The organism is Alcanivorax sp. (genome assembly GCF_017794965.1).
Classification (GTDB): Bacteria; Pseudomonadota; Gammaproteobacteria; order Pseudomonadales; family Alcanivoracaceae; genus Alcanivorax.
Genome location: NZ_CP051240.1, coordinates 1 through 14,787, shown reverse-complemented (window position 1 = coordinate 14,787; position 14,787 = coordinate 1). Strand labels below are relative to the sequence as shown.

Below are 14,787 nucleotides of genomic sequence, written 5' to 3'. Positions count from 1 at the left end.
ACGCAACACGCAACACGCAAAAAAGAATGAGGATCTAACGTGAAAAAACTACTGGTTGTTTTATCTGCCCTGTTTATTGCCGCCTGCGGCGATGACGCCCCCGCGCAACCGGAAACCACCACCGCTGACAAGCCGGCAGCCCAGGTGGCCAGCACCGACAAGGTACTGGAGGTGTACAAATCCCCCACCTGCGGTTGCTGTGGTGACTGGGTGGATCATATGAAGGAAAACGGTTACACCGTGGAAGTGCATGACACCGACAACATGCAAGCCATCAAGGAAAAGGCCGGCATCCTTCCCGGTGGCGGCTCCTGCCACACCGCCTTTATCGACGGCTACGTGATTGAAGGCCATGTGCCCGCCAGCGATGTGGATCGCCTGCTGGCCGAGCGTCCGCAAGGCAAGGGGCTTACCGTGCCCGGCATGCCGGTGGGCTCCCCCGGTATGGAAATGGGCGACCGGGTGGATACCTATGATGTACTGCTGTTTGACGAAGACGGCATGGCCGTATTCAGCCACCACCCGGGCAACTAACAGCTGCGAGCTGCGAGCAACCAGCTACCAGTCGCGGGAAGGGCTTAAAAATATCACGAGGCCCTGCCCGCGAACCTGAAGCTTTTTAGATCTTGTTGTTTTCACTCGCAGCTCAAGGCTGGTAGCTCGCAGCTGCTCTTCTCTTCAACCTGTCACAGCAACCCGCTACAGTTATTCCCTTTGCGTGTAACGAGACCCTGAATGCTTCCTCTTCATGACTGGCTGCTGCTGGCCAGCATCTGCGCCCTGGGGGCCATGACGCCGGGGATCAGCCTGGCGGTGATTACCCGGCATACCCTCCACGGCGGGCACCGCGCCGGGGCCGTGGCCGGCATCACCCATGCCCTGGGTATCGGCATCTGGGCGGCGGCCACGGTCACCGGCATGGCTGTGCTGTTTCACCGTTATCCCATGCTGGAAACCGGCTTCTCGCTGGTGGGGGCGGTCTTCCTGCTATGGATGGCCTGGAAAAGCTGGCAGGCCGGTCGCCACCCACTTCCTCCGCCTGACCCGGACAGTCAGTTCAATGAACTTCATGGCGCCGCCTGGGATGGCTTCATGGTGGCGTTTCTCAACCCCAAGGTGGCGCTGTTCTTCCTGGCCCTGTTCAGCCAGTTCCTCTCTGCCGACATGGGCAACGTGGCACGGACGCAGATGGTACTGACCGCCATGCTGATTGATGGTGGCTGGTATGTGCTGGTGGCCATGATGCTGGGCCGCAGCCGCTTTCTGCCCTGGCTGCGCGAGCACCACCACTGGGTGGAACGGGGCACCGCCGTGCTGCTGGTGGTCATCGCCTGCAGCGTTGCCGTTCAGGCCCTGACAGCTGACACCTCACTGCCGGCCTTGACCATGGGGTAGCCCCAAGGTTGATAATGACACTATGAAACGTGCGTGGCGCCAATACCGTTCGGCCCTGCTGGCCCTGTTGCTCTCCAGTCTGATGCTGGTGACCGGCACCGCCGTGGCCATGCAAAGCAGCGCCATGGCCGCCGAAGGCTCTGGCATCAGCGCCATGGAACACTGCCATCACCACAACATGACCATGGCCGACATGCCCTCCGCTGAGGTCGATGGCAACCACTGTCCCGATGGCGAAGCCTGTCAGTGTGTGACGCTTTGCCAGGCCAGCGCCATTACCTTCACCCGCTTTATTCCGACCAGCGATCGCCCCGCCCGCCACTACCTGCCGGATGCGGTGATTGATCTGTCGCCGGGCATTCACCGGTTACCGTTCCGCCCCCCGTCCCTGACTGTTTGAGTCCGCCTTACCCACTCAAACAATCAGGAGACAGACCATGAACACCCCACATCCGTTTTCCCTGCCGCGGCGACGTTTCGTGCAGGGCCTGGCACTGGGTGCCGCCGGCCTGGGCATGGCCATCAACCCGCGCCAGCTGCTCGCGACTCAGGGGCATACCGGCGCACCGGTCATCAGCGGTGACGCCTTTCACCTGACTCTGGGCGGCGCCGATGTGAACATCACCGGCAAGCCCCGCCCGGCCACTACTATCAACGGGAGCATTCCCGGCCCAACCTTGCGCTGGCGCGAAGGTGACACTGTCACCCTCAAGATCACCAACCTGCTGCCGGAAACCAGCTCCATTCACTGGCACGGCCTGCTGCTGCCGTACCAGATGGACGGCGTACCCGGGCTTTCTTTTGATGGCATCAAACCCGGCGAGACCTTCACCTACCAGTTCCCGGTGGTGCAGAGCGGCACCTACTGGTATCACAGCCATTCCGGCTTTCAGGAGCAGACCGGCATCTACGGCTCTATCATTATCGATCCGAAAACGCCGGATCCTCACGCCTTCGATCGCGAGCAGGTGGTGATGCTGTCAGACTGGAGCGACGCAGACCCGAATCATATCTACGCCACCCTCAAGAAGCTGAGCCACTACTACAACTTCAACGAACGCACCGTGTTCGACACCCTGCGCGACATCCGCGAAAAAGGCGTCATGCAGACGCTCAAGGATCGCCACATGTGGAACAGCATGCGCATGAGCGACCGCGATCTGGCCGATGTGACCGGGTATACCTATACCTACCTGATGAATGGCCAGAGCCCAAACGGCAACTGGACCTGCCAGTTCAACCCCGGTGAACGGATCAAGCTGCGCTTCATCAATGCCAGCGCCATGACCTTCTTCGACATCCGCATTCCCGGCCTCGACATGACCGTGGTGGCCATGGACGGCCAGCCGGTGAAGCCGGTGGACTTCCATGAGGTACGCCTGGGCGTAGCTGAGACATTGGATGTAATCGTGGAACCCAAAGATGACCGCGCCTACACCCTGTTTGCCCAGAGCATCGACCGCTCCGGTTTTGCCCGCGGCACCCTCACCCCGGACCCGGCCTACACCGCCGAGGTCCCGGCCATGGATGAGCCGCCTCTGCTCGGCCATACCGAAATGGGCATGGGGACCATGAACTATGGCGCCATGGATGGGGACGGCATGGATCACGAGGGCATGAACCATGACATGTCTGGCATGGATCACAGCGCCATGGGCCACGGCATGGATCACGGTCAGATGCAGCATGGCGACAAGACGGTGCCCTTTGCCATGGATCCGGACAACCCGGATCTGGCCCCCAGAGAAAGCGCCACCCAACACCTGGACAGCGAATACGGCCCCGGTGTGGACATGCGCGCCATGGCCCCCGGCGAAATGCTTGCTGACCCCGGCATTGGCCTGCGCCAACGGGACTGGAAGGTGCTCACCTATGCCGACATGGAAACCGCCGGCGGGCCACCGGACAGCCTGCAGCCGGATCGTGAAATCGTGCTACACCTCACCGGCAACATGAGCCGCTACATGTGGAGCTTCAACGGCATTCCCTTCGCGGATGCCAAACCCCTGGAGCTATATCACAACGAGCGCGTGCGCATCACGCTGGTCAACGACACCATGATGACCCACCCCATTCACCTGCATGGTCTTTGGAGCGATCTGGAGCTGGGCAACGGCAAGCTGCTTCGCAAGCACACCATCACCGTGAAGCCCGGCGAGAGACTCAGCTACCTGGTCCGTGCCGACGCCCTGGGCCGCTGGGCCTATCACTGCCACCTGCTCTATCACATGGCCGCCGGCATGTTCCGCGAAGTGCGTGTGGTAGCCGACAAGGGCCAGGGCGAAGCCCCTCCGATGATGAATCATCACCCGCATGGGGAGGGCGCGTAATGAACAAGCTAATCAGTGTGATCAGCCTGGGCTTGCCCCTTACCGTTGCCAGTACCCACCTGATGGCCATGGGCGAAGACCCTGCCCGTTTCAGCCGTGTGCTGGTGGACCAGCTGGAAGTCCGCGATACCGACGAAGGCCGGGTGCTGGGCTGGGAAGCCAGTGCCTGGTACGGCGGCGATATCAACAAGCTCTACTTCACCACGGAAGGCGAGCGGCTGATGGCCCCGGAAAAAGACGAGGAAGACCCGGCCACCGAAGGCGCCGAAACCCGCCTGGCCTGGAGCCATGCCTTTGCCCCCTACTGGGACTGGCAACTGGGCGCGCGCCGCGACTGGCAACCGGATGATCCCAACCGGGACTGGGCCAGCATCGGTGTGCAGGGCGTGGCCCCCTACTGGTTCGAGGTAGACGCCAACCTGTTCGTGGGCGAAAACGGCCTCACCAACCTCCGTGTGGAGCTTGAGTACGAGCTGATGCTGACCCAGAAACTGGTATTGGTACCCAGCCTGGAAGCCAATCTTTATGGCAAGGAGGATAAGGAACTGGGCATCGGCGACGGCCTGACGGATATCGAGGCAGGGCTGCGCTTACACTACGAAATCCGCAGGGAGATTGCCCCCTATATTGGCGTTAACTGGGAGAAGCAGTACGGCGACACCGCCGACCACACCCGCAATGCGGGAGGCAAAACCGAGGAAGGCATGCTGGTGGCAGGGATTCGCTTCTGGTTCTGACAACCCGCTAGCGCCTTCCTGCTTTGAAGAGGCTCACTGTGGGAGCGGTCGTTTGCTATGCCCTCCGGGTGCGACCGCGATTTTTCCGCGTGAGACAGGGTCAAACCGCATGCACGACTTCTGTGGGAGCTTGCCTGCAAGCGATCCGAGCCCAAGCAAGGCAATCAGTTTCGAGTAACAAGTTGCGAAAGGCAAAATCTCAAACTTCTTGCTTGGTTGATGTCTTTTGGGTTTCGAAACTCGGTAATCGTCTCTGGAATCCTTACCTCGCTTGGGCTCGGATCGCGAGCAGGCTCGCTCCTACAGCGGCTTCGTAGAAAAGTCGGAAAGTTGGAAACTTTTCGGTCTTTCTTAATCCAATCGAGCGTAGCTTGTAGCTTGTAGCTTGTAGCTTGTAGCTCGTAGCTCAATGGCGGAGATGCCCTGAGGCATTTCCGCCCTACGGGCCTCAGCCAGAGCAGCTGTCGTACTCGTTATTTTCCAGCGTCCGCAGCTCATTGTTGCCTTGAATCTGAATGTCCAGATCCTGCAGCACGCCATCACCAATACCATAGATCCAGCCGTGCACCGTCAGCTCCTGATCACGGCGCCAGGCTTCCTGAACTACCGTTGTGTTGGCAACGTTGATGACCTGGCGCGCCACGTTCAGCTCGCACATCTTGTCCAGGCGAGCCTGATCATCTGGCAGCTCGGCCAGATTCTTGCGGTTGCGCAGGTACAGTTCGCGCACCTGCCGCAGCCAGTTGTCAATCAGCCCGTGGGGGGCATCTTCCATGGAGGCTTTCACCCCGCCACAGCCGTAGTGCCCCACCACCATGATGTGCTTCACCTTGAGTACATCCACGGCAAATTGCAGCACGGAAAGCAGATTCAGATCGGTGTGGTTGACCAGGTTGGCCACATTACGGTGGACGAACAGCTCACCGGGCATCAGGCCTACCACTTCATTGGCCGGTACGCGGGAATCCGCACAGCCAATCCACAGGAACTCCGGGCTCTGCTGCTTGCCCAGCGCCTCGAAGAAACCGGGATGCTGCTTTTCGATCTCGACACGCCATTTTTGATTGTTGGAAAACAGTTCAGGCAGGGTTTTCATGATCTCTCGCTATCGTTAACGCATTCACGCAGCAGGCAACGCACCTGCTAACCACCAGTCATATTCATGAATCGTACCAGTTGCTCACCCGGGTCCAGGCTGAAGTCATGGCGTTCTGGCTTGATGGCCATGGCACCGATAATGGCGTCGCGCAGGGGGGCATCATCATCCGGGTGGGCGCGCAGCACCGCGCGCAGGTCCACGCTGTGTTCATGCCCCAGGCACAGGAGCATACGCCCCTCCGCAGTGACCCGCACCCGATTACACATCTCGCAAAAGTTTTGTGAGTGCGGGGAAATAAAGCCGATACGGCTGTCACTGCCGGGCACCTGCCAGTAACGGGACGGGCCACCGGTCTTCTCGGCCAGCGGCACCAGCTTGAGCCGTTCAGACAAGTCTTCCCGCAGCTCCGCGGAGGACACGAATTCCAGCCCGCGGTCGTGCTCACTGATCTGACCCAGCGGCATCTCCTCGATAAAAGAGATATCCAGCCCCTTCTCCAGGGCGAAATTCACCAGCGCAGGCACCTCATCGTGATTACGGCCTCGCAGGATCACGCTGTTCAGCTTGATCCGCCGGAAGCCTGCCTCGCGAGCCGCCTCGATCCCCGCCAGCACCTGGTTGAGATCACCCGTGCGAGTCAGCTGGCGAAACAGATCCGGGTTCAGGGAGTCCAGGCTGATGTTCACCCGGTCCAGGCCAGCGGCCTTCAACTCGTTGGCATAGCGGTCCAGCCGCGAGCCATTGGTGGTCATATTTAGTTCATCGAGCCCTGAAATGGCACCAATATCGCGCACAAGATGCGCCACATCCTTGCGCACCAGAGGTTCGCCACCGGTGAGCCGGATCCGCTTCACCCCCAGCGCCACCAGCACTCGTGCCAGCCGCCCCATCTCTTCCAGGGTCAGCACCTGGGCCCGTGGCACAAAGGTCATGTCCTCCGCCATGCAGTACACACAGCGGAAATCACAGCGGTCGGTAACCGACAGCCGGACATAATCGATGGTGCGCCCAAAGCGGTCCTGCAATACCGCAGGAGGGGCTTGATCTGTGCTTTTCATGCCCCCACTTTAGCAAACTGCGGGCCAGACAGGCCAAGCCCTGCTCTGACTGCGTTTGTCGGTTCCTGACCGACCCGGTTGGTCAGGCCGGGCGCGCTATTGTTAGAATGTGCGTCTTTCCGGGTGTTTCGGCCCTTTTCTGGTCGCAGCATTCCAAATTCATCTACCCCAAAAGGGTTTCCATGCAAATTTCTGAAAACGCCGTAGTGTCCATCCACTACACCCTGACCAACAATGCCGGCCAGACCATCGACTCTTCTGTCGAGCGTGGTGAACCCCTGGCCTACCTGCACGGCGCCGGCAACATCATTCCGGGTCTGGAAAATGCCCTGGTCGGCAAGCAGGCTGGCGACAAGCTGGATGTGACCGTCACCCCGGAAGAAGGTTACGGCGAGCGTCACGAGCAGCTGATCCAGCAAGTGCCGAAGACCGCCTTCGAAGGCAACGAAGACAACCTGCAGCCGGGCATGCAGTTCCAGGCTCAGACCGAAGCGGGCCCGCGCATCTTCACCATCACCGCGGTAGAAGGCGATGAAGTGACCGTAGACGGCAACCACCCACTGGCCGGTGAAACCCTGAACTTCGCCGTGGAAATCACCGAAGTGCGTGAAGCCTCCGCTGAAGAAAAAGAGCACGGCCACGTACACGGTCCGGAAGGTCACGATCACTGATCCCTGACACTCTGCGCCATAAAAAAAGGCTCCCATTTGGGAGCCTTTTTTTATGGCGCAGAGTGTCAGATGCTGGACGCCAGATGCCTGACGCTGTTTCTGTCGGAGCTGCGCCGCACTACTCGGGAATAAAGAATGGCCGCCCCTTCACCTCGGTAACCAAGAGCGACTGGTCGTATAACCGTTCCAGTGCATCGGGTACCAGCATGGTCTCTGCCGGACCATGACAAAGTTCACCATTGGGAAACAGCAGCAGTATATGGTCGCACCAGCGTGCGGCCAGGTTCAGGTCGTGGAGGCACAGGAACACCCCCGCCCCCTGTCTGGCCTGCTCACTGAGCAACGTCATGACGGCCACCTGGTGATGGAGATCCAGATGGTTGGTGGGTTCATCCGCCAGCCAGACTGCTGGCTGCTGGCATAGCGCCGTGGCGATGGACACCCGCTGGCGTTCGCCGCCGGACAGGGTATTCACCAATCGATCCGTCAGCGGAGAAAGCGCCAGCGCCTCCAAGGCATCGGTGGCGATGCGAACATCCTCACCCGTTTCCCGCTGCCATGCTGACAGGTACGGGTGACGACCAATCAAGACAGACTCAAACACCGTAGCCGGGAAACTGTCCTGACGCTCCTGAAATACCACTGCCAGCTGCCGGGCCAGTTGCCGACGGCGCAGCTCTGACACCGCCACCCCGTCCAGTCGTACCCTGCCCCGACGGGGTGGTCGCAGCCCGGCCAGGGTATGCAGCAAGGTGGTCTTGCCCGCACCGTTGGGGCCGAGCACGCCCCAGCACTGCCCCGGCGCCACGGTCATGGTCAGCGCCGCACCGTCTGTCCGGCCAGGAATGTCGATCACCAGTTCCTGGGTCTCCAGCACGGCCATCAGCGACTCCGATACAACAGGAACAGGAAAGTGGGAACGCCAATCAGGGCCGTGATTACCCCCACCGGCAATTGCTCCGGTGCCATGAGGGTACGTGCCAGGGTGTCCGCCACCGTGAGCAGGACGCCACCCGCGAGCACGCTGGCCGGCAGGACAATACGCTGGTCATTGCCCAGCACCAGCCGCAACATATGCGGCACGATCAACCCCACGAATCCCACACTGCCAGCGGTGGTCACGGCCACGGCAGCAAGCAGGCTGGCCAACGCATACACTGTCCAGGCCAACGGTTTGACCGCGACCCCCAGTGCCGCAGCTTGCAATGGGCCACGGGCCAGCACGTTCAGGCTGCGCCCCAGGGGCAAGATGACCAGCACCGCCGGGATCAATACCAGCCAGGCCAGCCAGGGCGTGCGGGCGTAGCTCAGGTCCCCCATGAGCCAGTACAACATACCCGGCAATTGCTCTACGGAACCCATGGTGAGCATGAAGGTAATCATGGCGCCCCAGCCAGCCGCGACCACGACCCCGGTGAGCAGCAGACGGGTCGGTGTCCAGCTGCCACGGCCCCGGGCCAGACCAAACACCATGAGCGTGGAAAGCAACGCCCCGGCGAACGCGGAACCGGATACCATGACGGTGCCCAGCCCCAGCAACATGGACAACAGTGCCCCTGCCGCAGCGCCGCCGGAAATCCCCAGCACATAAGGGTCTGCCAGCGGGTTACGCAAAAGCACCTGCATCAGGGCTCCGGACAGGGACAACAACCCGCCGGTGGCGAAAGCGGCCATCGCCCGGGGCGCCCTGAGCTCAAACACCAGTGCTTGATGCAACCCCTCGCCCCGCCCGCTAATAACCGCCCACAGTTCCGTCAGTGACACCGACACACTGCCCACGGACAACGCGACGATCAGCGATATCAGGCCGGCCAGACACAGCAGGCCCAGGGACAGGACGTGGCGAAAGTTAGTGTCGGGCACGGGCACTTTCCAGGTGCCGACACAGGGTGCGTGTGCCGGTAAGCATCATCGGCGTAGGCCGTTGCAGGGAAGAGGGGGCGATAAAGAACAGGTTGTCCTTCTCTACAGCCTGCAGAGAGGTGAAACGTTTCCAGGGATTAAGCCATTGGGGATCCTCTTCGCCCATGCCACCGGCCACGATCACCTGGGGATTCTTTTCCAGCACCGCCTCACGGCTGATGCGTGGCGCCAGTGCTGGCAAATCTCCGAACACATTCACGCCGCCACAGACACCAATGGCTTCACTGATCAGATGGGCATTGTTGACGGTCATCAGCGGTTCTTCCCAGACCTGATAGAACACCGTCACCGGCGAGGCCTTGGCATACCGGCTCTGCAGGGACGCAACGCCGGCCCTGAAAGCCTTGGCGGCTCCCGACGCCACCGCATCAGTACCGGCCAGCCGCCCCAACCGCTCCAGATTGCTGGCCACGTCCTCAAAACGCCGTGGCTCGCTCACATAGACAGGCAACCCCAGCGAAACCAGCCGCTCCACCTGCTCAGCCGGGTTACCACTGCCCCAGGCCACCACCAGATCCGGTTTCAGCGCCAGAATCGCCTCCAGATCCAGGCGTTTGAAAGTACCCACCCGTGGCAGTTTCTTTGCCGCTGGCGGGTAATCGCTAAAGCTCACTGCTGCGGCCATGTGCGCACCGGCTCCAGCGGCGAACAGGATTTCCGTCGCCCCGGGGGACAAGGCGACGATGCGCTTCGCGGGTTGCGCCAGGCAAAGGCTACGGCTGGCATCATCTTCTACACAAACCTCTGCACGGCCCACCACCGCCAGCAGGGACAGCAGTATCAAAAGCAACCCGCGAATCAGCATCATCTCTCCTGCGTTCCGGCAGGCATCCCAGCCCGCACCTTATTGTGTGTCGTAACTGATGTTCACCATCACTGCACGCCCGGCGTTGAGGTAATCCCAACCGGCAAAATTCCGTGCCGTGACATAGTCCTTGTCCAACAGATTTTCGACCGCCACCCGGCCGGTCCAGTTCTTCGCGAATGTCCAACTGGCTCGCAAATCCACCAACCCGAAACCTGGCAGCCGATCCGTGTTGGCCGCATCCGTGTAGCGATGCCCCTGGAAGCTGGCAGTGGCCCCCACGGACACATCACCGAAGCGACGATCCAGATCCAGCCGACCGGTACGCTGGGCCCGGTAGGCAATGATATTACCGGTTTCCCGATCTTCCGGTTTCAGGGCAGTGAATGCCAGCCCGGTACGCCACTGATTCCAGTCCAGCCCCAGGGCCAGTTCGGCCCCTTCCACCGTGGCCCGCTCCAGATTGAGGGAGGTGGACTGTGCAAAATCGTACACGATCATGTCATCGATGTTGGTGCGATAGAACGCTGCATCCCAGTACCAGTGACGGTACTGACCGCGCACTCCCAGCTCGCCGGTTTCCGAGGATTCCGGTTCCAGATTCGGGTTGCTGTAGAAGAACGGCGGGGAGTCCGGGAAGTAAAGATCGTTGAACGTGGGCGCACGGTATGCGGTGCCATAACTCACCCGTACCCGATGCTGGTGATTCAGCTTTACGCCAACCGCGCCCGCACCGGTCACCTTGCTGCCATAGGCATCGTTGTCGTCATGCCGCAGGCTGCCCTGCAGATCCAGCGCACCGAATGCCAGCAGTGCCTGACCAAACACCGCCTTGTTGTCGCGACCGGGCTCGTCATAGTCCACGCTGCTGAGCACCTCATCGCGCAGGTATTCGCCCCCCAGGATAAACTGGTGATTGCCGACCAATGCCACGCTCTGCACATTGGCAGTGCGGGTACGAGTATTGAAATCACCGCTGGTAAGGCCATCGGTGAAATCCTCACTTTCATCCTCCGCCTCACTGATCAATGCCTTGAGCTGCCAGTTGTCGTTCACCCAGACATCGCCCTTCAGCCCCGTCACCTGCAGCAGGTACTCCATCTCCCGCTTTTGCTCCGGTGTGGAACCTTCGAATTCCGTGTCACCCTCACTGCTGAACCTGAACAGGCCCACACTGGCTCGTTCTCCGAACTGGTGGTTGAGGCGAAAGATGCCAGACTCGTTATGGAAACCACGATTATGGCTATGCTCGCGAATCTCGGTGCCTTCGGTATCAAACACATTGGCGCCGACCATCACCGAAGTATTGTTCTCGCTCAGGGAGGCGCCCGCCCCCACATTCCAGCTACCGAAACTGCCACCGCCCACATTGGCCCAGCTGCCGTTGTCTCGACCGAATAGCTGAATCACACCGCCCACCGCATCGGAACCGTAAAGGCTGCCTCGGGGGCCACGCACGATCTCCACCCGCTCGAACATCTGCGGCGGCAGATATTCCCATGCCGGCGCACCGGTGGTCGCCGAGCGCAGACGCACACCTTCAATCATCAATAGCGATGCATTGCTGGAGGTGCCGCGGATGGACACATTACTGATCTTGCCGTAGGAACCGTTGCCATAGGTATCGATACCGGGCTGGCCACGCAACACATCACGCATCTCCACGACCTGCTGACCACGCAGAGTGCTCTCATCAATGACGGTTACTGAGGACAGGGACGCGTCTGCCGTCACACTGCTCAGGGTCGGCGTGACCACAACGGGGTCAAGCATGGCAACCTGAATGGGTTGTTCCGGGTACGCTGCCAATGGCAGCAGGCTCAGCGCCGCCGGGACGGCAGCAAAAAAACGAAATGACATGAAAGGATCCCCTCTACCGTGCCCACCCGCACGGCATGAATTAAGCCGCAGCAGACAGACAAGGGGATACCGGCGAGCGCCATTACCCCGTCATCGCCCACCGCAACGCCTGGTTCACCTGTCGGCCGGTCTCCGGGCTGATGAGCAAAGGGAAAATCATCCCTTTCGACAATCGCCTTCCCATACCTGCGTACAGTGGCATCCCGATTGTCGTTGACTCAATTACCGTTGCGGGGGCAGCGTCGGATTTATCCTGCTGACATAACAGCCAGGCATCACCGACTTCCCGTTTAACCTCCCCCGTGTTCGGGGCAGGCACCGAAAGGTGGCGCGAAATTACCAATGGCGGCACCAATAAGCAAACTGAATCCCGCTACTTGAATGCTTTTCATGGCGACTTGAGCGATTCTTGATGCTTATACCAAGACCCCATTCGCCTTGACAGCGCCGCTGCCTGAGTCGAGCATTTGCCGCTTTCCTGTCGTCGCCACATCTACACCGGAGCCCGCCTTGGACCCGTTTCCACCTTGGCAACACCCCATTGCGCCCCCCAGCGAATCGCATTATGAGAGGGCGCTGGCGCATCAGCAGCAGCTCACCAAGCCAGCGGGATCATTGGGACAACTGGAGCAGATCGCCGTTCAACTGGCCGGGCTGCAGGCAACCGACACCCCCTGCGCAGACAGAATTCATATCACCGTGTTCGTCGCCGACCATGGCGTATGCGCTGAAGACATCTCCCTGTTTCCTCAGGCGGTTACCGGGCAGATGATTGCCAACTTCGTCACCGGCGGCGCTGCCATCAGCGTCATGGCACAGCAACTCGGTGCCAGCCTGGAAGTGGTCAACCTCGGCACGGTCTCCGCCCCGCCCCTCAGCGAGGGGGTCATTGATGAAAGCATCGCTGCCGGCACCGCCAACCTGGCTCGCCAGGCAGCCATGAGCGAGAAGCAGCTGCAACAAGCTCTCGCGGCCGGAGATCGTGCCGCCGCCCGTGCCGCCGAACGGCGCAGCGAGCTTTTTATCGGCGGGGAAATGGGCATCGGCAACACGACCAGTGCCAGCGCCCTGGCCTGCGCTCTACTACATGCCGCACCGCAAGAACTGGCCGGCCCCGGCACCGGCCTGGATGCCAGCGGCTTGCGCCACAAGATCAAGGTGATTGAGCTGGCACTGGCGCGTCATGGCGAAAGTGACGAACCGCTCGCCTGCCTGGCATCACTGGGCGGTTTTGAAATTGTCGCGCTGACCGGTGCCATGATTGGCTGTGCGGTTCGCGGCATCCCGGCACTGGTGGATGGTTTTATTGTTTCCGTTGCCGCACTGGCCGCCGTGCGTCTGCGCCCGGAACTGGCCGGCTGGCTGATCTTCGCCCACCGCTCCAAAGAACCCGGGCATCAACGCGTCTTGCAGGCCATGAACGCCGAACCGCTACTGGATCTGGGCATGCGCCTCGGTGAAGGCAGTGGTGCCGCCGTGGCCGTCCCCCTGATACGCAGCGCCTGCGCCCTGCACAATCATATGGCCACCTTCGCCGATGCCGGCGTCAGCAACAGCGGGAACGACTGATATGACCACCACCTATTTCGATCTGATCCGTCACGGCGAACCGGCAGGGGGTCATAAGTACCGGGGGCACCGTGATGATCCGCTCAGCGAACAGGGCTGGCAACAAATGCGTGATGCCATTGGCAAAGACGAACAGTGGGATCACATCCTCACCTCGCCGTTGCTGCGCTGTCGCGAGTTCGCTAGCGAGCTTTCCGCACAATTGAATGTTCCTGTCACCGTCGCAGAGGGTTTCAAGGAAATCAGTTTTGGCGACTGGGAAGGAAAAACGCGCGAACAGGTGGCGCAGGAATATGGCAATCATCAAGCCAACTTCTGGCGCGATGCGGAAAATCATCCGCCACCCAACGCAGAATCCATTCAGGATTTTCACCGGCGCATCGGTGAAGCCTGGCAGTACTGGTGCAAGGAGTTGGCCGGCAAAAAAGTGTTGCTGGTCTGTCATGGCGGAGTCATCCGCATGGTGCTCGGCCATGTACTCGGACTAACGCCAAGCAACGCCATGGCCGGTTTTCACGTCCCCTTTGCCAACCGTTCCCAGGTCCGACTGGACCACACCGAATTCGGCACGCTGAGTTGTCTGGTAAAACACGGCTAGCCAAGTTTTTTGTAGGCGCCGCTTGAGGCGCGAACAAACCCGTTTCGAATTTCGAGCAGCAAGTTTCGAAAATCAACACATCCAGCCCGTAAGGTTTTCAAGGGGGCTGCCTTTCGAAACTCGATACCCGTTACTCGCTGACGCTCGTGATCGCGCCGCCAGCGACGCTCCTACAGCAGGCGCTACGGCTCGCCTTTGAGCGTCTGGGCAATCCCGGCCACTGACAACACCACCCGGTCACAACGCTTGGCCAGCGCCTGATTCAACCAGCCCAGCTCATCGGCAAAACGACGGGTAAGCGGATCCATGCCGATAATCCCCAAACCCACTTCATTACTGACGACAACCACCGGGGCGGGATAATCAACCAGTGCACTCAGGAAGTGGTCACGTTCCCGGGCGAAGACAGCCTCGTCGGCATGGAGCAGGTTACTCACCCAAAGACTCATGCAATCAATCAGCAAAACAGGCGCAGGGGCTTTTCGCGCCACCTGGTTCAGCAGCTCACCCAGTCGCAAGGGTTCTTCCTGCAGAGACCATTCGGCAGGGCGGCGTGTGCGGTGGCGGCGCACCCGCTGGTGCATTTCTGCATCCCCGATGGTGGCTGTGGCTACGTAAACCACCGGATCGGCCTGTTCGCTCACCAGCTGCTCAGCCAGTGCACTCTTGCCGGAACGCACGCCCCCCAGCACCAGCGACTTTGTCATCCGTTTTTCTTCACATACTGTGTCAGGATGACAAT

The 14,787-nt window shown here is 60.5% G+C and carries 15 protein-coding genes and 1 riboswitch; of the genes, 8 read left to right on the top strand and 7 right to left on the bottom strand.

What is annotated here, in order from left to right:
• Nucleotides 1–39: 39 nt before the first annotated feature.
• The 5 genes from HF945_RS00075 to HF945_RS00055 all read left to right on the top strand — a co-directional run bounded on the left by HF945_RS00075 (nt 40) and on the right by HF945_RS00055 (nt 4,462).
• Entirely contained in the window at nt 40–534 is a 495-nt protein-coding gene (locus HF945_RS00075) for a DUF411 domain-containing protein (protein WP_290523826.1), read from the top strand.
• 201 nt (nt 535–735) lie between these two features.
• On the top strand, nt 736–1,395 hold the full coding sequence (locus HF945_RS00070) for a LysE family translocator (protein ID WP_290523825.1): 660 nt from the start codon (nt 736–738) through the stop codon (nt 1,393–1,395).
• Nucleotides 1,396–1,417: 22 nt separating this feature from the next.
• Nucleotides 1,418–1,795 carry a hypothetical protein gene (locus HF945_RS00065; protein WP_290523824.1) on the top strand — a complete coding sequence of 126 codons (378 nt, stop codon included), beginning with the start codon at nt 1,418–1,420 and terminating at the stop codon, nt 1,793–1,795.
• Between the two features lie 37 nt (nt 1,796–1,832).
• Nucleotides 1,833–3,725: a copper resistance system multicopper oxidase gene (locus HF945_RS00060; RefSeq protein WP_290523823.1), complete on the top strand. Its 1,893-nt coding sequence runs from the start codon at nt 1,833–1,835 to the stop codon at nt 3,723–3,725.
• The gene (locus HF945_RS00055; RefSeq protein WP_290523822.1) at nt 3,725–4,462 is read left to right on the top strand and encodes a copper resistance protein B; all 738 of its coding nucleotides are present in this window, start codon (nt 3,725–3,727) and stop codon (nt 4,460–4,462) included. Before HF945_RS00060 ends, HF945_RS00055 begins: the two co-directional genes overlap by 1 nt.
• Nucleotides 4,463–4,910: 448 nt before the next feature.
• Here HF945_RS00055 and can read toward each other — a convergent pair whose 3' ends face one another.
• Together can and moaA are read right to left on the bottom strand one after the other, a co-directional pair.
• Nucleotides 4,911–5,558 (bottom strand): carbonate dehydratase, encoded by a 648-nt coding sequence (gene can / locus HF945_RS00050; protein WP_290523821.1) that lies wholly within the window; start codon nt 5,556–5,558, stop codon nt 4,911–4,913.
• Between the two features lie 47 nt (nt 5,559–5,605).
• On the bottom strand, nt 5,606–6,619 hold the full coding sequence (moaA, locus tag HF945_RS00045; protein WP_290523820.1) for a GTP 3',8-cyclase MoaA: 1,014 nt from the start codon (nt 6,617–6,619) through the stop codon (nt 5,606–5,608).
• Nucleotides 6,620–6,801: 182 nt separating this feature from the next.
• Between moaA and HF945_RS00040 the strand changes: the two genes are divergently transcribed.
• Complete coding sequence (locus tag HF945_RS00040; protein ID WP_290523819.1) at nt 6,802–7,290, top strand: peptidylprolyl isomerase; 489 nt, start codon at nt 6,802–6,804, stop codon at nt 7,288–7,290.
• A 118-nt stretch (nt 7,291–7,408) separates the two neighbouring features.
• Here the strand turns inward: HF945_RS00040 and HF945_RS00035 are convergent, their stop codons facing one another.
• From HF945_RS00035 to HF945_RS00020, 4 genes are read right to left on the bottom strand one after another with little or no spacing between them, the layout of a single operon-like run.
• Nucleotides 7,409–8,173, bottom strand: a complete 765-nt coding sequence (locus HF945_RS00035; protein WP_290523818.1) for an ABC transporter ATP-binding protein — start codon at nt 8,171–8,173, stop codon at nt 7,409–7,411.
• On the bottom strand, nt 8,173–9,153 hold the full coding sequence (locus tag HF945_RS00030) for an iron ABC transporter permease (RefSeq protein ID WP_290523817.1): 981 nt from the start codon (nt 9,151–9,153) through the stop codon (nt 8,173–8,175). The genes HF945_RS00035 and HF945_RS00030 overlap by 1 nt, the downstream gene beginning before the upstream one ends.
• A complete protein-coding gene (locus HF945_RS00025) occupies nt 9,140–10,021 on the bottom strand; it encodes a cobalamin-binding protein (protein WP_290523816.1) in 882 nt (293 codons plus the stop codon). The genes HF945_RS00030 and HF945_RS00025 overlap by 14 nt, the downstream gene beginning before the upstream one ends.
• A 36-nt stretch (nt 10,022–10,057) precedes the next feature.
• Nucleotides 10,058–11,878 carry a TonB-dependent receptor gene (locus HF945_RS00020; RefSeq protein ID WP_290523815.1) on the bottom strand — a complete coding sequence of 607 codons (1,821 nt, stop codon included), beginning with the start codon at nt 11,876–11,878 and terminating at the stop codon, nt 10,058–10,060.
• A gap of 105 nt (nt 11,879–11,983) precedes the next feature.
• Nucleotides 11,984–12,216: riboswitch (cobalamin riboswitch) on the bottom strand.
• A gap of 172 nt (nt 12,217–12,388) precedes the next feature.
• Here HF945_RS00020 and cobT point away from each other — a divergent pair.
• Nucleotides 12,389–13,447, top strand: a complete 1,059-nt coding sequence (gene cobT / locus HF945_RS00015; RefSeq protein ID WP_290523814.1) for a nicotinate-nucleotide--dimethylbenzimidazole phosphoribosyltransferase — start codon at nt 12,389–12,391, stop codon at nt 13,445–13,447.
• Nucleotide 13,448: 1 nt separating this feature from the next.
• Entirely contained in the window at nt 13,449–14,045 is a 597-nt protein-coding gene (locus tag HF945_RS00010) for a histidine phosphatase family protein (protein ID WP_290523813.1), read from the top strand.
• 182 nt (nt 14,046–14,227) lie between these two features.
• Here HF945_RS00010 and cobU read toward each other — a convergent pair whose 3' ends face one another.
• Nucleotides 14,228–14,752, bottom strand: coding sequence for a bifunctional adenosylcobinamide kinase/adenosylcobinamide-phosphate guanylyltransferase (gene cobU, locus HF945_RS00005; protein ID WP_290523812.1), 525 nt, complete (start codon nt 14,750–14,752; stop codon nt 14,228–14,230).
• Nucleotides 14,753–14,787: the final 35 nt, after the last annotated feature.

Coding starts and splice junctions, on each gene's coding strand:
- HF945_RS00070 (WP_290523825.1), top strand. CDS start 736: ATGCTTCCTCTTCATGACTGGCTGCTGCTGGCCAGCATCTGCGCCCTG.
- HF945_RS00065 (WP_290523824.1), top strand. CDS start 1,418: ATGAAACGTGCGTGGCGCCAATACCGTTCGGCCCTGCTGGCCCTGTTG.
- HF945_RS00060 (WP_290523823.1), top strand. CDS start 1,833: ATGAACACCCCACATCCGTTTTCCCTGCCGCGGCGACGTTTCGTGCAG.
- HF945_RS00055 (WP_290523822.1), top strand. CDS start 3,725: ATGAACAAGCTAATCAGTGTGATCAGCCTGGGCTTGCCCCTTACCGTT.
- can (WP_290523821.1), bottom strand. CDS start 5,558: ATGAAAACCCTGCCTGAACTGTTTTCCAACAATCAAAAATGGCGTGTC.
- moaA (WP_290523820.1), bottom strand. CDS start 6,619: ATGAAAAGCACAGATCAAGCCCCTCCTGCGGTATTGCAGGACCGCTTT.
- HF945_RS00040 (WP_290523819.1), top strand. CDS start 6,802: ATGCAAATTTCTGAAAACGCCGTAGTGTCCATCCACTACACCCTGACC.
- HF945_RS00035 (WP_290523818.1), bottom strand. CDS start 8,173: ATGGCCGTGCTGGAGACCCAGGAACTGGTGATCGACATTCCTGGCCGG.
- HF945_RS00025 (WP_290523816.1), bottom strand. CDS start 10,021: ATGATGCTGATTCGCGGGTTGCTTTTGATACTGCTGTCCCTGCTGGCG.
- HF945_RS00020 (WP_290523815.1), bottom strand. CDS start 11,878: ATGTCATTTCGTTTTTTTGCTGCCGTCCCGGCGGCGCTGAGCCTGCTG.
- HF945_RS00010 (WP_290523813.1), top strand. CDS start 13,449: ATGACCACCACCTATTTCGATCTGATCCGTCACGGCGAACCGGCAGGG.
- cobU (WP_290523812.1), bottom strand. CDS start 14,752: ATGACAAAGTCGCTGGTGCTGGGGGGCGTGCGTTCCGGCAAGAGTGCA.